Annotated in this window: 16 protein-coding genes; 5 read left to right on the top strand and 11 right to left on the bottom strand. The window is 71.2% G+C overall.

The window, feature by feature from the left end:
* Positions 1 to 5: 5 nt before the first annotated feature.
* Positions 6 to 197: a DUF397 domain-containing protein gene (locus tag ACIBMZ_RS09090; protein WP_396692057.1), complete on the bottom strand. Its 192-nt coding sequence runs from the start codon at positions 195 to 197 to the stop codon at positions 6 to 8.
* Positions 185 to 976, bottom strand: a complete 792-nt coding sequence (locus ACIBMZ_RS09085; RefSeq protein ID WP_396692056.1) for a helix-turn-helix transcriptional regulator — start codon at positions 974 to 976, stop codon at positions 185 to 187. Before ACIBMZ_RS09085 ends, ACIBMZ_RS09090 begins: the two co-directional genes overlap by 13 nt.
* 353 nt (positions 977 to 1,329) lie before the next feature.
* On the opposite strand from ACIBMZ_RS09085, the gene ACIBMZ_RS09080 reads away from it, so the two are divergent.
* Both ACIBMZ_RS09080 and ACIBMZ_RS09075 read left to right on the top strand, forming a co-directional pair.
* Positions 1,330 to 1,614, top strand: coding sequence for a hypothetical protein (locus ACIBMZ_RS09080; protein WP_396692055.1), 285 nt, complete (start codon positions 1,330 to 1,332; stop codon positions 1,612 to 1,614).
* 149 nt (positions 1,615 to 1,763) lie between these two features.
* Entirely contained in the window at positions 1,764 to 1,964 is a 201-nt protein-coding gene (locus ACIBMZ_RS09075) for a hypothetical protein (RefSeq protein ID WP_396692054.1), read from the top strand.
* A 34-nt stretch (positions 1,965 to 1,998) separates the two neighbouring features.
* Here the strand turns inward: ACIBMZ_RS09075 and ccsB are convergent, their stop codons facing one another.
* From ccsB to hemL, 6 genes are all read right to left on the bottom strand, one after another.
* Positions 1,999 to 3,018, bottom strand: coding sequence for a c-type cytochrome biogenesis protein CcsB (gene ccsB, locus ACIBMZ_RS09070; protein ID WP_396692053.1), 1,020 nt, complete (start codon positions 3,016 to 3,018; stop codon positions 1,999 to 2,001).
* The gene (locus ACIBMZ_RS09065; protein WP_396692052.1) at positions 3,018 to 4,697 is read right to left on the bottom strand and encodes a cytochrome c biogenesis protein ResB; all 1,680 of its coding nucleotides are present in this window, start codon (positions 4,695 to 4,697) and stop codon (positions 3,018 to 3,020) included. The genes ccsB and ACIBMZ_RS09065 overlap by 1 nt, the downstream gene beginning before the upstream one ends.
* Complete coding sequence (locus ACIBMZ_RS09060) at positions 4,697 to 5,557, bottom strand: cytochrome c biogenesis CcdA family protein (protein ID WP_396692051.1); 861 nt, start codon at positions 5,555 to 5,557, stop codon at positions 4,697 to 4,699. Before ACIBMZ_RS09060 ends, ACIBMZ_RS09065 begins: the two co-directional genes overlap by 1 nt.
* A complete protein-coding gene (locus tag ACIBMZ_RS09055; protein ID WP_396692712.1) occupies positions 5,557 to 6,081 on the bottom strand; it encodes a TlpA family protein disulfide reductase in 525 nt (174 codons plus the stop codon). Before ACIBMZ_RS09055 ends, ACIBMZ_RS09060 begins: the two co-directional genes overlap by 1 nt.
* Before the next feature lie 55 nt (positions 6,082 to 6,136).
* Positions 6,137 to 6,784, bottom strand: a complete 648-nt coding sequence (locus ACIBMZ_RS09050; RefSeq protein ID WP_396692050.1) for a histidine phosphatase family protein — start codon at positions 6,782 to 6,784, stop codon at positions 6,137 to 6,139.
* Between the two features lie 66 nt (positions 6,785 to 6,850).
* The gene (hemL, locus tag ACIBMZ_RS09045) at positions 6,851 to 8,185 is read right to left on the bottom strand and encodes a glutamate-1-semialdehyde 2,1-aminomutase (RefSeq protein ID WP_396692049.1); all 1,335 of its coding nucleotides are present in this window, start codon (positions 8,183 to 8,185) and stop codon (positions 6,851 to 6,853) included.
* A 139-nt stretch (positions 8,186 to 8,324) separates the two neighbouring features.
* On the opposite strand from hemL, the gene ACIBMZ_RS09040 reads away from it, so the two are divergent.
* Complete coding sequence (locus ACIBMZ_RS09040) at positions 8,325 to 8,660, top strand: STAS domain-containing protein (RefSeq protein ID WP_131053680.1); 336 nt, start codon at positions 8,325 to 8,327, stop codon at positions 8,658 to 8,660.
* 114 nt (positions 8,661 to 8,774) lie between these two features.
* Here the strand turns inward: ACIBMZ_RS09040 and ACIBMZ_RS09035 are convergent, their stop codons facing one another.
* Both ACIBMZ_RS09035 and ACIBMZ_RS09030 read right to left on the bottom strand, forming a co-directional pair.
* Entirely contained in the window at positions 8,775 to 9,335 is a 561-nt protein-coding gene (locus ACIBMZ_RS09035; protein ID WP_396692048.1) for a two-component system response regulator, read from the bottom strand.
* Positions 9,332 to 13,702 (bottom strand): HAMP domain-containing protein, encoded by a 4,371-nt coding sequence (locus tag ACIBMZ_RS09030; RefSeq protein ID WP_396692047.1) that lies wholly within the window; start codon positions 13,700 to 13,702, stop codon positions 9,332 to 9,334. Before ACIBMZ_RS09030 ends, ACIBMZ_RS09035 begins: the two co-directional genes overlap by 4 nt.
* A gap of 156 nt (positions 13,703 to 13,858) precedes the next feature.
* Here ACIBMZ_RS09030 and ACIBMZ_RS09025 point away from each other — a divergent pair, with 156 nt between their 5' ends.
* On the top strand, positions 13,859 to 15,937 hold the full coding sequence (locus ACIBMZ_RS09025) for a SpoIIE family protein phosphatase (RefSeq protein ID WP_396692046.1): 2,079 nt from the start codon (positions 13,859 to 13,861) through the stop codon (positions 15,935 to 15,937).
* A gap of 58 nt (positions 15,938 to 15,995) precedes the next feature.
* Here ACIBMZ_RS09025 and ACIBMZ_RS09020 read toward each other — a convergent pair whose 3' ends face one another.
* Positions 15,996 to 17,339: an FAD-binding oxidoreductase gene (locus ACIBMZ_RS09020; protein WP_396692045.1), complete on the bottom strand. Its 1,344-nt coding sequence runs from the start codon at positions 17,337 to 17,339 to the stop codon at positions 15,996 to 15,998.
* Positions 17,340 to 17,421: 82 nt separating this feature from the next.
* On the opposite strand from ACIBMZ_RS09020, the gene ACIBMZ_RS09015 reads away from it, so the two are divergent.
* A complete protein-coding gene (locus tag ACIBMZ_RS09015) occupies positions 17,422 to 19,518 on the top strand; it encodes a S9 family peptidase (protein ID WP_396692044.1) in 2,097 nt (698 codons plus the stop codon).
* Positions 19,519 to 19,580: the final 62 nt, after the last annotated feature.

The raw sequence follows: 19,580 nt of genomic DNA, 5'->3' as shown, positions 1-19,580 counted from the left end.
GCAGGTCAGCGGCGGGCGGCCAGCGCCACGAACGCGCGCCAGGCGGCCGGGCCGAAGATCAGCACGTCGCCGTCCCGGTCCTTGCTGTCGCGTACGGCGACCACGCCGGTCAGGTTGTCGGCCACCTCGACGCAGTCACCACCGTTGGTGCTGCTCCGGGTACTGGTGCGCCACCGGGCACCGGTCAGCTCCGCCATGACTCCGCCACCTCCGTCAACAACTCGATCGACTGCCGGGGCGGCAGCGCCTCGCCCTGGATCGCCTCCCAGGACGCCCGGATCGCCAGTACGCCCTCGGTGTCGTCGATGACCTGACCCTTGAGTTGGTCATCCAGGTAGGCGACGTCCTCCCCACCGGGAAGGGTAGCCAGCACGAAGGCCCCGGCGACACCTGGATACGCGCCGACCGAGGCGGGCACCACGTGCAGTCGTACCCGGGGCTGTTCGGTGGCCAGCTTGACCAGTCGGCCCAACTGCTCCCGCATCACCAGCGGGCCACCGACCGGGCGACGCAGCACGTGTTCGTCCAGCACCGCGACGAGCTGCGGCGGTCGCTCGCCGGTCAGCACCGCCTGCCGCTCCAGCCGGGCCGACGCCCGCTGCTCCACCTCCTCCTCGTCGTAGAGGCCGACGCTGCGGAACAACGCGCGGGCGTACGCCGAGGTCTGCAACAGTCCCGGCACCACCGTGTTCTGGAACGAGCGCAGCACGGTCGCCTGCCGCTCGTTGGCCTCCCACTCCCGCATCCACTGCGGCGACCCGAGCCGGACCAGCATCCGGGCGAACGCGCCGCCGGTGTCGAGGGCGGTGTCCGCCAGCTCCCAGAAGTCCGGCGGCGGTTTGCGCGCCTCCGTCTCGACCATGGCCACCGTCGACGGCGAATAGTTGATCGCCCGGGCGAGGTCCTCCTGGGTCATCTTCCGTGCCGCCCGCATGTGCCGCAGCTCGTCGATCAATACGCGCGACCGCTCGTCCATCCCCACGTCTCCTCACCAGCGCGTTCCGCGATCCTCACGCCTCTCACCGGCGACCCCGCCCGACGCACAGGGCGACCGGATGCCTTCCGACAGTAGTCGTCTCCTCACCAGACTGTCCTCATCGGAACCGTCCGGATCCGACCCGAAAGGACGGGCGGAACCGAGGCGGGGCCGTCCGGCACGTCGGCGACGGACGGCCCCGATTCCACCCGCGACCGGCGGACCTGCGTCCTCGACGGAGCCGGTCCCGCGTCCACCCGTCACGGACCGGTCCCGCTTCTGCCATTCCGCCGCCGGCAAGCCGGAACGCGGCAGCCCGCCCCCCGACGTGACACCCGTGAAGGGAGACGCAGATGAGTTCGGTGCCGCACGTCCACGTACCGCTCCGGCCGCTCTGGCTGTGCCGGGCCTGCGGTATGCCGTGGCCCTGCGCGACCGCCCGGCTCACCCTGCTGGCCGACTACCGGGAGAGCCGCGTCGCCCTGTCGATCTACCTGGCCGGGATGCTGTACGACGCCGTGGACGACCTGTATCGGCTCGATCCACACAACGTGCCGAAGCCCGCGTCGCTACACGAACGCTTCCTCGGCTGGGCCGCCCCGCGCACACCCCGTCCACCCGAGGCCCCAGCCCCTTGAGCCCGGAACGCGTCGACGTTTGAGATCTTGGACAGTTGCCACTCATAGATAACGGAAACTGTCCAAGATCTCCTCGGCGGAGGCAGAGCAGGGGCGGGACATCTCACAGGTGCTGGGGCGTCGGGCGTCGGAAACGGCAGGCTTGGCGCATGTCGGACGCGTACGTCGTCGGCGATCCGGACGGGTTGTCGCCGCTGCTCACCAGTCTCCGCGACGCGATCGCCCGCGAGCTGCACGCGCAGTTGGCGATGCGTGCCGAGCGCATCGACCTAGCCGACGTGCCGGAGATCGCCTACCAGATCACGTTGCGCGTCGACGAGGCCCTGAGCCGCCTCGGCAGGGACTGGTGACTACGGCCCGACCAGGGCGGGCAGGGTTCTGTCCTCACAGACCGCCGTAGGAGTGCAGGCCCTCGAAGAAGATGTTCACGCCGAAGAGGTTCATCAGCACCGTCAGGAAGCCGAGGATGGCCAGCCAGGCGGCCACGTTGCGCTTCACGCTCGGCGTCGCGCGGGCGTGCAGGTAACCGGCGTAGATCACCCAGGAGATGAACGACCAGGTCTCCTTCGGGTCCCAGCCCCACGGCCGACCCCAGGCCGCCTCGGCCCAGATCGCCCCGGCGATCACCGCGAAGGTGAACAGCGGGAACGCGAAGGCGTGCAGGACGAAGGTGAGCCGTTCCAGGCTGGCCGCCGCCGGCAGCTTCTTCGCCAGCGTGTACGGGAAACTGCGCTTGCCACGTTCGTAACCGGCCCGCATCAGGTACGTCGCGGCCGGTACCGAGCCCAGCAGGAACAGTCCCGAGGCGAAGACGACGGTCGACACGTGCACGATGAACCAGTACGAGTTGAGCGCCGGCACCAGCGGCACGATCGGGGTGTAGAGCACCAGCTCGGCGGTGGCCACCAGGAGCACCATGACCAGGGTCAGGAACAGCCCGAGGCGACGCAGCGACGGCACCTTCCAGAGCACCACCAGCCAGGCGGTGACCCCGATGAACGAGACCGTGAGCACGAACTCGTACATGTTGCCCCAGGGCATCCGCTCGGCGGCGATGCCCCGGGTGACCAGCCCGACCAGGTGCAGGGCCGCGCCCAGCGCGGTGAGGGCCACCGCGATCCACCCGGCGACTGCGGCCCGCTTCGCGGTGCGTTCGGCCGGAGTCCGTACCGCCCCGCCGCCGGTCCCGGTGGCGCCTTCGGCGTCGGCCGTGCCCGTCGTACCGCCGTCCCCGGCCGTGCCCGCCGCGCCGGAGCCGACCGCCGCGCCGACCAGCTCGCGGGCCGGGGCTGCCGCCACCTTGACCCGCGAGTTGCCGAGGGCGTACTCGACCGCGTGACTGATCATGGCCAGCAGGTACACCAGGGTGGCGATCGACACCACCTGGTCGGAGAGTGCGGACATCACTCGGCTCCTTCTCGCGCCCCGGCCCGCTCGTCCGGGTCGATGGCCTCGCCGGTCCGCCGGTCGTCGCCGATCGCGGCGACCAGTTGGCTGAACTCGGCGGCGAACCCCGGATGTTCGGTCCGGGGCAGGCCAGCCACCTCGACCAAGCTACTACCGCCCGTCGGAGATCCACTGTCGGGGGGGCCGGAACCGGCGGGCGCGGCACCGGCGGGCACGGCACCGGGGGGCAGCAGCCGGACGAAGATCCGGCGTCGCCGGACGAACAGCGAGCCCATCAGCCCGAGCACCAGCCCGACGGAGCTGATCAGCAGCAACATGGTGCCCGGGTCGTGCCGGACCGACAGCACGATGTAACGCTCGGTGCCCACGAACTCGACCGTGGTGCCGTCGTCCAGCGTCCAGCTCTCGCCCTTGCGCAGCTCCTTGGAGCCGACCTCGGTCAGCCGGCCGTTGCGGATCTGCCGCTGGTCGAGCTGGTAGACCGAGCCGGGGATGCCGCCGTCGAGGCCCAGGTTGCCCCGATAGGCGATCAGGCCGAGCAGCGGGTTCTGCTCCGTCGGGTACTCGGAGCGGGTGAACGGCGGCTCCTGCGGCGCGGTCGGGAGGTAGAGGCCGGAGAAGGCCATCTGGAGGTCCGCGTTCCGCTCGCCGGTCGCCGGGTCGACGTTGGCGTCCGGGAAGGCCGCCAGACCCTCGCCGGTCAGACCCATGTCGCCGGTGGTCAGGAAGGGCACCACGCTGGTCTGCGTACCGCCGAACCGGTCGGTGTAGCGGATCACCGGAGCGTAGCCGTGGCCCAGCAGGTAGACGTTCGCGCCGTCGAGACGCAGCGGCGAGTTGACCGAGAACTCGGCCGCCCGGGGTGCGCCGCCGTCCTCGTCCACGGTGACCTTGGCGTTGAAGTGCGAGGGCTGGCCGCTGGGCAGGAACTCGGCCTCGAACTCGTCGAGCTGCATGCAGAACCGGGGCAGGTCGTCGCCGACGCGCGGACCGAGTTTCGCCTCGGCGTACTGCTGGCGGGTGTTGCAGAAGACGCCGTCCGGGCCGGAGACGAGCAGGCGGTTGCCGTGCCAGCCGTACCAGGAGCCGAGTGCGACACCGATCAGCACCAGCACCATCGAGGAGTGGAAGATCAGGTTGCCGGTCTCCTTGAGGTAGCCCTTCTCGGCGGAGATCTCGTCACCGCGTACCGCCACCCGCCACCGGCGGCGTCGCAGCGTCTCGGCGACCGCCGCCGCGCCACCGGCGGGCACCGGCACCACCGCGTGCTGCGGCAACCGCTCCAACCGCTTCGGTACGGCCGGCGGCCTGGCCCGCAGCGCCCGGACGTGATCGCGCAGCCGGGGCGTGATACATCCGATCAGCGAGGTGAACAGCAGCAGATAGATCGCCGAGAACCACACCGAGCTGAACGCCTCGAACGCGCCGATGCGGTCCAGCACCGGAGCGAGCTGCGGGTTCGCGGTGTAGAAGTCCCGGACGTCCTCCGGGTTGACGCCGCGCTGCGGCAGCACCGAACCCGGGATCGCGGCGACCGCGAGCAGGAAGAGCAACACCAACGCGGTACGCATGCTGGTGAGCTGCCGCCACGAGTTGCGCAGCAGCGCGAGCAGCGCGTGGGGGCGGCGTCGGGGTGACTCGGCCGGGGCGGCCGGCCGGTCGTCCACCGCGGTCATCAGATGCTCACCTCGAAATCGCCCACCCCGACGGTGGTCTGCAACCAGATCACGACGTTGGTCCACCCGCCGGTGAGCAGGGCCAGCCCGATCAGGATCAGCAGTACGCCACCGACCCGGGTGACCCAGCGGCTGTGCCGACGGATCGTGCGGAAGACCCCGAGCAGGCGGTTGAAGCCGAGCCCGAAGATGATGAACGGTATGCCCAGCCCGAGGCAGTACGCCACGGCGAGCACCACCGCGCGGTCGGTCTGCCCGCTGGTGGTGGCCATGCCGAGCACCGCGGCCAGTGTCGGGCCGGTGCACGGGACCCAGCTCAGGGCGAACACCGCGCCGAGGACGGGTGCGCCGAGCAGGCCGGCGTTCGGCAGGCGGTTGATCCGGAACTCGCGTTGGAAACCGGGCAGCGCCCCGAGGTAGCCCAGCCCGAGCACCACGATCAGCGCGCCGACGACGATCTCCAGCGCCCGTTCGTAGTCGAAGAAAACCCGGCCGATGCTGCTGAACAGGATCGCGGTGGCGGTGAACACCACGGTGAAGCCGGCGATGAAGAGCAGCGTCCCGGCGAGTACGCGCCCCTTGACCGCCGGGCTGACCCGGGTGCGTTCCCGCAGCGCCGTACCCCCGCCGGAGGTGTAAGGAGGGGACCCCTCCTCTACACCAGGCGTTAGTACGGGGCCCTTCCTTTCATCTCGGCCCTCCAGGTCCGCGCCCGCCAGGCCGGTCACGTACGACAGGTAGCCCGGCATCAGGGGCAGCACGCACGGGGAGAGGAAGCTGACCAGCCCGGCCAGCGCCGCCGCGCCGATCGCCAGCAGCAGCGGCCCCGAGACGGCGAGCTGACCGAAGGTCTCGCCCATCAGCGTGGGCCGGACGCCGCAGCGGACTCCGCGGCGATCCGCTCGACGATGGGTTGCAGGCCCTCCTGGCGTACCGCCGCCCGGATCACGGTCGCGATCCGGCCCTCCCGGTCCAGGACCACGGTCGCGGGGATGGTGTTCGGCGGGATGTCCAGGTCGAGAGCCAGGCGGCTGCCCGGGTCGAAGATGCTCGGGTAGCTGATCCCGAAGCCCTCCTCGAAGGCGATCGCCTTGTCCCGGCTGTCCTGCACGTTGATGCCGAGGAAGGTCACCCCGGAATCCTTGGTCGCCTGGTAGGTGTTCTCCAGGTCGTCGGCCTCGGCCCGGCACGGCGCGCACCAGGAGCCCCAGAAGTTGACCACGACGACCTGGCCCCGCTGCTGCGTCACGTCGTAGGAACCGCCGTCGAGCAGCTCACCGGCGAGACTCGGCGCGTCGGAACGCTGGTCCGGGGCGCATTCCACGATGCCGCCGGTATTGTCGCAGGCCGCCTCCCGGCCACCGCCGGTGCAGCCGCTCAGCACCGTCGTGGCGGTGACGGCGGCGAGCAGACCCACGGCCCACCTGCGGAGCGCCACGTCAGGCTCCCTTGGCCGTCCGCGCGGTCGGCGAGATCGCCACCAGGTGCGCGGCCGGCTCTGAATAGCCGATCCCGACGATCTTGGCGCCGTCGAAGTGGAACGTGGTCAGCGAGGCCAGTCCGCACTGCCGGCGGCGCGGGTCGTGCCAGAGCCGCTTGCGTTCGACGTGCCGGCGCAGCGTCCAGATCGGGAGCTGGTGCGAGACCAGGACGGCCTCCCGCCCCTCGGCGGCGACCCGGGCGGCGTGCAGCGCAGCGAACATCCGCTCGGCGATCACCCGGTACGCCTCGCCCCAGGAGGGGGTCACCGGGTCGCGCAGCACCCACCAGTTACGGGGGTCGCGGAAGGAGCCGTCACCGGGCGAGACCTTCTTGCCCTCGAACCAGTTGGCGCTCTCGATGAGCCGTTCGTCGACTCCGACGGGGAGCCCGAACTGGGCGGCGATCGGTTCGGCGGTCTGCTGGGCACGTTCCAGCGGGCTGGCGACCACGTGCACGACCTCGCGTTCGGCGAGCCCCTGCGCGGCGGCCTTGGCCATCTGGACACCCAGTTCGCTGAGGCGGAAACCGGGCAGTCGGCCATAGAGAATGCCGTCCGGGTTGTGTACCTCGCCGTGCCGAAGCACGTGGACCACCGTCTTGCTCACTGTTGTGTCCCCTTCGTTCGCGACTGCGGGGCTCGCAACACCGGCTCACTCCTCGCGATCACTGCTCTACACCCCTGTCGTCGCTGCCGCCGCCTTGGCCGCCACCGGCAGAGCGGCGGCGATCTGTTCGAGAGCGGCGTCGTCGATCGCCGCCGAGACGAACCAGGACTCGAACGCGCTCGGCGGCAGATAGACCCCGGCCGCCAGCATCGCGTGGAAGAACGCCTTGAACGCGGGCACCTGCTGGGTGCGGGCGCTGTCGTAGTCGACCACGTCGGCGTCGGTGAAGAAGATCGAGAACATGTTGCCCGCGTACGACAGCCGGTGCGGGACCCCGGCGGCGGCCAGCGCGTCGGCGGCGAGCTTGCCCACCACGGCGGCGGTGTCGTCCAGCCGCCGGTACAGCGCCTCGTCGGCCAGCCGCAGCGTGGTCAGGCCGGCGGCGCAGGCCAGCGGGTTACCGGAGAGGGTGCCGGCCTGGTAGACCGGCCCGGCCGGGGCCAGTCGCGACATGATCTCCGTCCGCCCGCCGAACGCCGCGGCGGGCAGCCCACCACCCATGACCTTGCCGTACGTCCACAGGTCCGCGTCGACCGGATCGAGGCCGTACCAGCCGGAGCGGGAGACCCGGAACCCGGTCATCACCTCGTCCACGATGAGCAGCGCGCCGTTGGCGTGCGCGATCCGCGCCAACTGGCCGTTGAAGTCGTCCCGGGGCGCCACCACGCCCATGTTGCCCGGCGCAGCCTCGGTGATCACGGCGGCGATGTGCTCACCCTCGGCGGCGAACGACTCCTGCACGGCGGCGAGGTCGTTGTACGGCAGCACGATCGTCTCGCCGGCCGCCGCGCCGGTCACACCGGGCGAATCGGGCAGGCCGAGGGTGGCCACGCCGGAACCGGCCGCGGCCAGTAGCGCGTCCACGTGCCCGTGGTAGCAGCCGGCGAACTTGATGATCTTCGAGCGTCCGGTGTACCCCCGGGCCAGCCGGATCGCCGACATGGTCGCCTCGGTACCCGAGTTGACCAGGCGTACCTGCTCGACCGGCGTCCGCGCGACGATCTCGGCGGCCAGGTCGACCTCGCCCGGGGTGGGGGTGCCGAAGCTGGTGCCCTGCGCGGCGGCGGCCTGCACGGCCGCGACCACCTCGGGATGGGCGTGGCCGAGGATCAACGGGCCCCAGGAGCAGACCAGGTCGACGTAGCGTCGCCCGTCCGCGTCGTGGAGCCACGGTCCCTCGCCACGGACCATGAAGCGTGGTGTGCCGCCTACCGCTCGGAAGGCGCGCACGGGTGAGTTCACCCCGCCCGGCACGATGGCGCGGGCGCGGTCGAACAGGGCCTCTGAGGCCGGCGCGTCGACCGGATAGCGGTCGGTTCCGGCGGGAAACACCTCGGTCACGATGCCGCCATTGTGTCAGCGCCCGACGGCGGATCGGCAGGCACCCCGGATCGGGGTTACCAGGCTCACCCACGGCACGCTGGGCGGAGGCGGTTCGCCTCGACAGGCCGGGTGCCCGAGATCGCGATAGGCTGACCCGGTGGATCGTGCCGAACTGTCCATCACCGTACACCGGACTGGCGACGAAGCGGTGCTTCGCCTAGCCGGTGAGATCGACATGCTCACGGCCGCCCAGCTGTCGACCGTCGTCAACGAAGTGCTCACCGAACCTCCGCCACGGATCGTGCTCGATCTCGGCGGAGTCACCTTCTGCGACTCGCAGGGGTTGGGGACGCTCGTCGTCCTCAGCCGCAAGGCCAGCCACGCGCAGAGCCTGCTCCTGCTGACCAACGTGGGCGAGTTCCTGATACGCGTACTGGACATCACGGGCCTGCGCAGCGCCCTGATGATCCGGAACGACGCCCCCACGAGCTGAACCACTCCGCCGATCGGTCCGCACACGGACCACTGATCGATCGTGACGTCGCCGGGACGACCGGGCGGCAGCCCCGGCGACGTCACGATCGGCGGGGTGACCGGGGGCGCGACGTCAGGAGGTGGTGCCCCAGCGGGCCTGTTCCAGGACGGCCACGGCGCGGGCCACCGCGTCCGCGTCCTTGTCGGCGGCCCGGAGCAGCGTGCTCGCCTCGTCCACCGCGTCGGTCAGCAGTCGCCACTGGGCGTCGCGCTCCCGCACCATCTCGGACTGCGCGGCCAACTGCCGGGTCTTCGTCCACAGCTCCACGAAGACCGAGACCTTGGCCCGCAGCACCCAGGGGTCGAAGGGCTTGGTCAGGTAGTCCACCGCGCCGACCGCGTAGCCGCGCAGCGCCAGTTGGGCGTCCCGGTCCGCGGCGGTCAGGAAGATGATCGGTACGTGCCGGGTCCGTTCCCGCCGCTTGATGTGACTGGCCGTCTCGAAGCCGTCCATGTCCGGCATCTGGGCGTCCAGCAGGATCACCGCGAAGTCGTCCACCAACAGTTGCTTCAGCGCCGCCTCGCCGCTCTCCACCGCGACCGTCTGCACCGGCAGTCCCTGGAGGATCGCCTCCAGGGCCATCAGGTTCTCCCGGCGGTCATCGACCAGCAGCGCCTTCGCCACCTGCGTCACGAGCCCTCCTCGGTACGGCTGCCACTGATCGAGCTGGTCATCAGTTCGATCAGCTCGTCCAGGTCGACCGGCTTGGTGATGTAGTCGCTGGCCCCGGCCGCGATCGCCGACTCCCGGTCACCGGGCATCGCCTTGGCGGTCAGGAAGACGATCGGCAGGTCCACGAAACGGTGATTCCGGCGGATCTGTCGGGTCGTCTCGTACCCGTCCTGGTCGGGCATCATCGCGTCCATCAGGACGATGTCCACCTCCGGGTGTTCCGCCAACAGGCGTACCCCGTCGGTGCCGTTGTCGGCGTACAGCACGGTCATGCCGTGCAGTTCGAGCGCGCTGGTCAGGGCGAAGACGTTACGCACGTCGTCGTCGACGATCAGCACGGTGGCACCGTCGAGCTGACGGGTCCTGGGGGCCTCCGGCCGCTGCGGCAGCAGTTCCACCGGCGGCATCAGCAGCGACGACGGCAGGCCGGCCCGCTGGGGCGACGGTGGCGACGGTGCCACGACCGCGTCCGGCGCCAGCACGTCGGGCAGGTACAGCGTGAACGTCGAGCCCTGACCCGGTGCCGAGGTGACGGTGATCGTGCCGCCGATCAGACGGGCCAGGTCCCGGCTGATCGACAGCCCCAGGCCGGTGCCGCCGTAGCGGCGGCTGGTGGTGCCGTCCGCCTGCTGGAACGCCTCGAAGATGAGCGACAGCTTGTCGTCGGAGATGCCGATGCCGGTGTCGATCACCGTGAAGGCGAGCACCTGCCGGGCGTTGGTCAGCGCCGGTACGTCGAACACCGCGTGCTCCGGGGCACGCGAGATGCGCAGCGTCACCGCCCCGTTGTCGGTGAACTTGACCGCGTTCGACAGCAGGTTGCGCAGGATCTGCTGGAGCCGCTGGGCGTCGGTGACCACCGCCGCCGGCAGGTCCTTACCGACGCGTACCTGGAAGTCCAGGCCCTTCTCGTCGGCCTGCGGCGCGAACGCCTGCTCCACGTAGTTGCGGATCTCCGCGAACCGGATCTCGGTCGGCTCGACGTCCATCCGCCCCGCCTCGATCTTGGACAGGTCGAGGATGTCGTCGATCAGAGAGAGCAGGTCGGAACCCGCGCCGTGGATGGTCCGGGCGAACTCGATCTGCTTCGGGCTGAGGTTCTGCTCGGAGTTCTCGGCGAGCAGCCGGGCCAGCAGCAGCAGCGAGTTCAGCGGCGTACGCAGCTCGTGGCTCATGTTCGCCAGGAACTCCGACTTGTACGCCGACGCCCGGGTGAGCTGCTGCGCCTTCTCCTCCAGGCCGAGCCGGGCGAGTTCGATCTCCCGGTTCTTGGTCTCGATGTTGCCCTTCTGCTCCGACAGCAGCGTGGCCTTCTCCTCCAACTCGGCGTTGGTGCGCTGCAACTCCGCCGACTGCTCCTGCAACTCGTGGGCCAGCCGCTGGGACTGGGCCAGCAACTCCTCGGTACGCCGGTTCGCCTGGATGGTGTTGACCGCGATGCCGATGGTGGCGACCAGCCGCTCCAGGAACGCCAGGTGCAGTTCGGAGAAGGGGGTGACGGTGGCGAACTCGATCACGCCGAGCAGTTCGCCCTCGAAGAGGACGGGCAGCACGACCAGGTCGGCCGGCGGGGTGTCGGCCAGACCGGAGCGGAGCGTGATGCGACCGTCCGGCACCGCGCCGACCCGGATCGTGCGCCGGGAGATCGCCGCCTGACCGACGAGTCCCTCACCCGGACCGAAGGTGACGTCGTGTCCCCGGGACACGTAGCCGTACGAGGCGGTCAGCCGCAGCCGCATCACCCCCTCGGAGTTGTCCGCCAGGAAGAACGCCCCGAGCTGCGCGTCGACCAGCGGCGTCACCTCCTGCATGATCATGCGGCAGACCTCGCCGAGGTCGCGCTGCCCCTGCAACAGACCACCGATGCGGGCCAGGTTGGAGTCGAGCCAGCCCTGCTCCGCGTTCTTGTGGGTGGTCTCCCGCAGGGTGACGATCATCTGGTTGATGTTGTCCTTGAGCTCGGCGACCTCGCCCTGCGCCTCGACCGTGATCCGTCGGGTCAGGTCGCCACGGGTCACCGAGGTGGAGACCCGGGCGATGGCCCGGAGCTGGGTGGTCAGCGTCGAGGCGAGCTGGTTGACGTTCTCGGTCAGGTCCCGCCAGGTGCCGGAGACCCCCTTGACCTGCGCCTGACCGCCGAGCTTGCCCTCGCTGCCGACCTCACGGGCCACCCGGGTCACCTCGTCGGCGAACGACGAGAGCTGGTCGACCATCGTGTTGACCGTCGACTTCAACTCCAGGATCTCGCCCTGCGCGTCCACGGTGATCTTCTGCGACAGGTCACCCTTGGCCACCGCCGTCGTCACCGACGCGATGTTCCGCACCTGACCGGTCAGGTTCGACGCCATCGAGTTCACGTTGTCCGTCAGGTCACGCCAGGTGCCCGAAACGCCCTTCACCTCGGCCTGACCACCGAGCTTGCCCTCCGTACCCACCTCACGGGCCACCCGCGTGACCTCGTCGGCGAACGACGAGAGCTGATCCACCATCGTGTTGACCGTCGACTTCAACTCCAGGATCTCGCCCTGCGCGTCCACGGTGATCTTCTGCGACAGGTCGCCCCGGGCCACCGCCGTGGAGACCTGGGCGATGTTGCGGACCTGGGCGGTCAGGTTCGACGCCATCGAGTTCACGTTGTCCGTCAGGTCACGCCAGGTGCCGGCGACGCCCTTGACCTGTGCCTGACCGCCGAGCTTGCCCTCGGTACCCACCTCACGGGCCACCCGGGTCACCTCGTCGGCGAACGACGAGAGCTGGTCGACCATCGTGTTCACGGTCGACTTCAACTCCAGGATCTCACCCCGGGCATCCACCGTGATCTTCTGCGACAGATCGCCCTTGGCCACCGCCGTCGTCACCGACGCGATGTTCCGCACCTGACCGGTCAGGTTCGACGCCATCGAGTTCACGTTGTCCGTCAGGTCACGCCAGGTGCCCGAAACGCCCTTCACCTCGGCCTGACCGCCGAGCTTGCCCTCCGTACCCACCTCACGGGCCACCCGGGTCACCTCGTCGGCGAACGACGAGAGCTGATCCACCATCGTGTTGACCGTCGACTTCAACTCCAGGATCTCGCCCCGGGCGTCGACGGTGATCTTCTGCGACAGGTCACCCTTGGCCACCGCCGTGGACACCTGCGAGATGTTGCGGACCTGGCTGGTGAGGTTGCCGGCGAGCTGGTTGACGTTCTCGGTCAGGTCACGCCAGGTGCCGGAGACACCGCGGACCTGGGCCTGACCGCCGAGCTTGCCCTCCGTACCCACCTCACGGGCCACCCGGGTCACCTCGTCGGCGAACGACGAGAGCTGGTCCACCATCGTGTTGACGGTGTCCTTGAGTTCCAGGATCTCACCCTGGGCGGCCACGGTGATCTTCTGCGACAGGTCGCCCCGGGCCACCGCCGTGGAGACCTGGGCGATGTTGCGGACCTGGGCGGTCAGGTTCGACGCCATCGAGTTGACGCTGTCGGTCAGGTCCTTCCAGGTGCCGGCCACGCCGGGCACCTCCGCCTGACCGCCCAACTTGCCCTCGGTGCCCACCTCACGGGCCACCCGGGTCACCTGCTCGGCGAAGAGGCGCAGCGTGTCGGTCAGCGAGTTCATCGTGTCGGCCAGCGCCGCCACCTCGCCGCGCGCGCTGACCGTGATCTTCTGCGACAGGTCACCCTTCGCCACCGCCGTCGCCACCTGCGAGATCGACCGCACCTGGCCGGTCAGGTTCGAGGCCATGGTGTTCACCGAGTCGGTGAGGTCCTTCCAGGTGCCGGCCACCCCGCGTACGTCGGCCTGGCCGCCGAGCTTGCCCTCGGTGCCCACCTCCCGGGCCACCCGGGTGACCTCGTTGGAGAAGGACGAGAGCTGGTCGACCATGGTGTTGACCGTGCGGCCGATGCGCAGGTACTCGCCGCGCAGCGGGCGACCGTCGATCTCCAGCGCCATGTGCTGGGAGAGGTCACCGTCGGCGACCGCCACGATGACCCGGGCGATCTCGGTGGTGGGCCGCCCCAGGTCGTCGATCAACGAGTTGACCGCGCGTTGGCCCTCCGCCCAGGAGCCGTCCAGCCCCTCCTCGTCCAGGCGTTCGGTCAGCCGACCGTCGCGACCCACGACCCGGCTGATCCGGCGCAGGTCCAGATGCTGCCGCTCCTGGAGCGACACCACGTCGTTGAAGGCGTCGGCCACCTCGCCGGCCGCCCCCGACCGCCGGGGCAGCCTGACCTTGAGATCGCCGCCGCGGACCCGCCGCAGCGCCTCGGCCAGCTCGGTGAGGACCGCCTCGTGGTCGGCGGCGGAGGTGTCCGCGATCGCCGACTGTTTCGCCGTGGTCATCATTCCTCGCACTCGGATCGGGGTACACCGGCTCGCGCCGGCCACCCCATCATTGTCCCCGTGACCTCGAAACCGCCACGGCGCACCGCCGTCCGTATTCCGGACCCGACCCGTGATCAGCTTGGCACGCGACCGGTGTCGGGGCACGATACGAGGGTGTCAGCGGCGGTGGGGCCAACGACGGACGGGGTCTCGGAGGAGCACGTCCGCCGGGTTCGGCTGCCCGCCGACCGGCGTACCCCGGCCGCCGCGCGGGCCGTCGTCCGGTCTGTACTGACCGAGGCGAACCTGGACGAACTTCTCAACGAGGCACTCCTGCTCACCACGGAGCTGTCCACCAACGCGGTCGAGCACGCCCGCACCGAACTCGACATCGAGGTCAGCGCCGACTCGTCCGGGTTGACCGTGACCGTGTCGGACTTCGCCTCCGGGCCGGTCGACGAGCTGACCGTCGGCGTCCGGAACGTGGCGACCGACATCACCGAGGTCGCCGAGCGCGGGCGGGGCCTGCTGCTGGTCGACCACTTCGCGAGCCGCTGGGGCACCACCTACCTGCCCAGCGGCAAGGGCGTGTGGTTCCGGTTGGAGCGCGACGGGCCACCGCGCGACGCTGCGGCGCCCGCCGGCCCGACCGACTTCGCCCCGCCGACCGACCGTTCGGACGGCCCGCACACCTCGGTGCCGAGCGCCGGGGCGATGAGCGCCCTGATGCAGCCCACCCCCGACCCGTACGCGGACGATCCGCTGCCGGACTTCGCCACCAGCCTGCTCACCCGGGTGGCGGAGATGGTCGGCGCGGCCGGCGGGATGGTGCGCCTGGACCGGGGTGACGGGCACGGCCCGCAGGTGATCGCCCGGTACGGCCGGCAGCCCCGCCCCGGCAACGACCTGCTCCGCGTGCCGCTGGCGGTGCACCGCCCGTACGCCGGTGAGCTGGAACTCGACGCCGCTCCCACCGCGTACGCCCGGCCGTTGGCCCTGCTGACCGCCGAGCGGCTGTCGCTGCACCTGGAGAACGACCGGTTACGCCGCGCCGACGTCCGGCGGCAGGCGTGGCTGACCTTCCTCGCCGAGGCCAGTGAGCTGCTCGCCCAGTCCCTGGACGTGGAGCTGACCATGGCGCTCGTCCCGCAGCTCGTGGTGCCCCGGCTCGGCCAGTGGTGTGCGGTGCACACCACCGACGAGTGGGGTCGGCTCAAGCTGGCCGCGGCCAGTCACGCCGACGAGTCGATGCTGCCGCAGTTGCACGCCACGCTGCGCGAGGCGGGACCGGACTCGGTCCAGGCCCGGCTACGTGAGGCGAGCCGCAACGGCACCCAGACACCGCTGGGCGCGCCGATGGAGGGCTTCGCCGTGCCGCTGATCGCCCGAGGTCAGCGCCTCGGCACGCTGGCGGTCGGCCGACACCAGCGGCACCGGCACGATCCGGACGAGATCGCCGTGCTGGAGGACGTGGCCCGGCGTGCCGCCCTGGCGATCGAGAACGCCCGTATCCACGCCGAACGTCGCCGGGTGGCCCAGACGTTGCAACAGTCCCTGTTGCCGCCGGTGCTGCCGGTGGTGGAGGGCATCGGCTTCGCCGCCGAGTACGTGCCGACCGGCGACGACGCCGAGGTCGGCGGCGACTTCTACGACGTGGTGCCGTTGCCGGACGGCCGCTGGCTGGTGGTGATCGGTGACGTCTCCGGCAAGGGTGTGCAGGCCGCTGCGGTGACCGGACTGGTCCGGGACGTGATCCGGGTGCTGGCCGGGGACGGCAAGCCGCTGCCCGAGGTGCTGTCCCGGCTCAACGAGACGCTCGTCGAGCGGGGTGCCGGGCGCTACTGCACGCTGGCGCTGGCGGCGGTCGGGCCGGGCGAGAACGGGCAGCTCGACGTGGGGTTGCACCTCGCCGGTCACGACCGACCGGTGCTGGTCCGCGCGGCGGGTGGCCCGGCCACGTTCGTCGGCACCGGCGGCACCGCGCTCGGCCTGCTCGACGCGATCACCTCGCCGACCCTGGACATCACCCTCGACCCGGGCGACTGCCTGGTCTTCTACACCGACGGGGTGACCGAGCGACGCCGGGGCCGGGAGCTGTTCGGCACCGGTCGGCTCCGGGACGCCGCCGCGCCGCTCGCCGGCTACTCGGCGGACGTGGTGGCGGCCCGGCTGCGCGCCACCGCGATCAACTTCTCGGTCGAGGCACCCCGGGACGACATCGCCATCCTGGTCCTGCGCAACGACGCCGTCTGACCCGGCCAAGCTCTCTGAGCAACCGGGCTGCGCGACGACGCCGTCCGGTCGACGGGGTTCAGAGGCCGCCGGGGAGACGGCCGGGGGCCAGCCGGTGGCCGGGGTCGAGATGCTGCTTGACCGCCCGCAACCGGGCCACGCCGGTCAGCTCGCCCCACAGGTCGACGGCCCGCCGGACGGCGGGCGGCGCGGAGAGGACCAGGCAGCGGCCCCGTCGGGCGAGCAGGACGCTGCGCACCGCGACCAGGATCGACGCCACCCGGTCGGGAGCCATCGTGCCGGGCAGGGCGGCGTGCACCACGCCCAGGCCGGCGGAGCCACGGACCGGCACCGGTGAGCCGGCCGCGTCCCGCAACGCGTAGACGGCGGCGTGCAGGTCGCTGATCGGCACCTCCAGCCGCAGCGCGGTGTCGCCGGGTGCGAACGGGTAGCTGCGCCACCAGGACGGCGCGGACCGGGCGACGGTGGCGCGGGAGCCGAGCATCGACCGGAGCCGGTCGGCGCGTTCCGCCACGTCGGACGGCCCTCCTTCGAGCAGCACCACCAGGGAGCCGGCCCCCGCCGGGCCGGTCGACGTGCGCCCCGTCATGGACGGATGGCGCGCCATCGCCTCGGCCCGGGGGTCCCTCGGCCGGGGTCCCGTGCCGGCCGGCAGGTCCACCTCGATGGCAGCCGGGTCGAGCCGGGCGGTGAGCACCGCCCGGACCAGGTCGTGCACCTCCAGCGGCGTCCACACCGGGCGGGTCACCCAGACCCGGCTGGCCGGCAGGGGCTGCACCCGCAGGGTGGCGCTGACCAGGACACCGAGCGCGCCCTCCGACCCGCACAGCAGCCGGGCCTGGGCCAGCCCGGCCGCCCCGCCACCGGCCTCGGCCAACTCGCCGTCGGCGGCCAGGTAACGCAGACCGACGAGCTGGTCGCAGGCGGTGCCGTGTCGGTGTCGCAGCGGACCGGCCTCGTCCGCGGCGAGCACCCCGCCGACCGTGGCGCCGGGTGAGGGGGCGTCCAGGGCGAGCCGCTGACCGGTGCGTTCCAGACTGGCCTGCACCGCGCGCAGCGGCGTGCCGGCGCCGACCTCGGCGGTGTCCCGACCGGACGGCTGGTGACCGATGCCGGCGAGGCGACCGGTGTCGAGCATGATGTCGACCCGTTCCGGCGCGGCACCCCAGTCGATCTTGGTGCCGGCACCGCGCGCCACCACCGTCAGATCGTGCCGCGCGGCGAGCCGCAGCACCTCGGCCGCCGCGTGGGCACCGCCGGGCACCGCCACCCAGCGGGCGGGCCGCCCGGCCACCTCGTCGGCCGGACCGGCGAACCGGGCGAAGCGGGAGCCGCAGATGTCGGTAAGGCGACGGGCGATGTCGAGGGCACCGGACCCGCCGGTGGAACGCGCTGGCACCATGGCTGCGATCGTACATGTGTTCGAACGGCGAAGTGGGGATTTGCGCCGCCCGAGACGCCCGGCCTGCCGGTAACGTGGCGCCGTGACCACCGAGACCCCCGTCCCCGTAGCCAGGCAGGTGCCGAGCGACCGCGTCCACCACGGCGACACCGTCGTCGACGAGTACGCCTGGCTGGCCACCAAGGACGATCCTGAGACGATCGAGTACCTCAAGGCCGAGAACACCTGGACCGAGACGCGTACGGCGCACCTGTCCGCGCTGCGCACGGAGCTGTTCGAGGAGATCCGCCGGCGTACCCAGGAGACCGACCTGTCGGTGCCGACCCGCAAGGGTGGGCACTGGTACTACTCCCGGACGGTCGAGGGTAAGCAGTACGGCGTGCACTGCCGTCGACCGGTCCGCGACGGCGAGACCACGCCGCCGATCAGCCCGGACGGCGCGCCGCTGGACGGCGAGGAGGTGCTGCTCGACGGCAACCTGCTCGCCGAGGGGCACGACTTCTTCTCCCTCGGCGCCTTCGACGTCAGCCCGGACGGCCGTTTCCTGGCCTTCTCGACCGACTTCTCCGGCAAGGAACGCTTCACCCTCCGGATCAAGGACCTCACCACCGGCGAGCTGTTGCCCGACGAGATCCCGGACACGTTCTACGGCACCGCCTGGGCGGCCGACGCCTCGGTGCTGTTCTACGTGACCGTGGACGACGCCTGGCGTCCGCACCGGGTCTGGCGGCACGTGCTCGGCACCGCCGCCGCCGACGACGTGGTGGTGCACTCCGAGGACGACGAGCGGTTCTGGGTCGGGGTCGAGCTGACCCGCTCGGAGCGGTTCATCCTGATCGACATCGCCAGCAAGATCACCAGCGAGGTACGCGTCATCCCGGCCGGCAACCCCACCGGCGAGCCGGCCGTGATCGCCCCCCGCCGGCAGGGCGTCGAGTACTCGGTGGAGCACCACGGGCACCGGTTCCTGATCCTGCACAACGACGGCGCGGAGGACTTCGCGCTGGCGTACACCTCGGCCGACGCGCCGGGCGACTGGGTGCCGCTGATCCCGCACTCCCCCGGCACCCGGCTGGAGTCGGTCGACGCCTTCGCCGACCACCTGGTCGTCACGCTGCGCGCCAACGGGCTCACCGGGTTGCGGGTGCTGCCGGTCGGCGGCGGCGACGGGCACGACATCGAGTTCCCGGAGCCGCTGCACACCGTCGGGCTGGACTCGAACCCGGAGTACCGCACCGGGCGGGTACGGCTGCGCTACACCTCGCTGGTCACCCCGGACTCGGTGTACGACTACGACCTGGTTACCCGCGAGATGACGCTGCTGCGGCGGCGACCGGTGCTGCCCGGGCCGGACGGCCGGGAGTACCGGCCGGAGGACTACGAGCAGCACCGGGACTGGGCGCTGGCCGACGACGGCACCAAGGTGCCGATCTCGCTGGTCTGCCGCCGGGACACCCCCCGCGACGGTTCCGCGCCGTGCGTCATCTACGGGTACGGCTCGTACGAGGCCAGCATGGACCCCTGGTTCTCGGTCGGCCGGCTGTCCCTGCTGGACCGTGGCGTGATCTTCGCGGTCGCGCACATCCGGGGCGGCGGCGAGCTGGGCCGGAGCTGGTACGAGCAGGGCAAGCTGCTGTCCAAGAAGAACACTTTCACCGATTTCGTGGCCTGTGCCCGGCACCTGGCCAAGGCGGGCTGGACGTCGTCGGACCGGCTGCTGGCCCGGGGCGGCTCGGCAGGCGGGCTGCTGATGGGCGCGGTGGCCAACCTCGCGCCGGACGCGTTCACCGCGATCGTCGCGCAGGTGCCGTTCGTGGACGCGCTCAGCACGATCCTCGACCCGTCGCTGCCGCTGACCGTCACCGAGTGGGAGGAGTGGGGCAACCCGCTCGCCGACCCGGAGGTGTACGCCTACATGAAGTCGTACACCCCGTACGAGAACGTGGCCGACCGCGACTACCCGGCGATCCTGGCGATGACCAGCCTCAACGACACCCGGGTGCTCTATCACGAGCCGGCCAAGTGGATCGCCCGGCTGCGGGCCGTCGCGCCGCAGGGCGAATACCTGCTCAAGACCGAGATGGAGGCGGGCCACGGTGGGCCCAGCGGGCGCTACGACGCCTGGCGGGAGGAGGCGTTCGTGAACGCCTGGACCCTGGACCGGCTCGGCCGCACCTGACCGTCCCGTCATCCGGCCACCGGACGCGCATGGCCCAGGGCGCGCCTGCCCTGGGCCATGGT

Origin of the sequence: Micromonospora sp. NPDC049900 (assembly GCF_044461025.1) — a bacterium.
In the GTDB taxonomy this organism is placed as follows: Bacteria; Actinomycetota; Actinomycetes; order Mycobacteriales; family Micromonosporaceae; genus Micromonospora.
The sequence above is the reverse complement of the archived record's forward strand: the minus strand, read 5'-3'. Positions and strand labels throughout refer to the sequence as shown.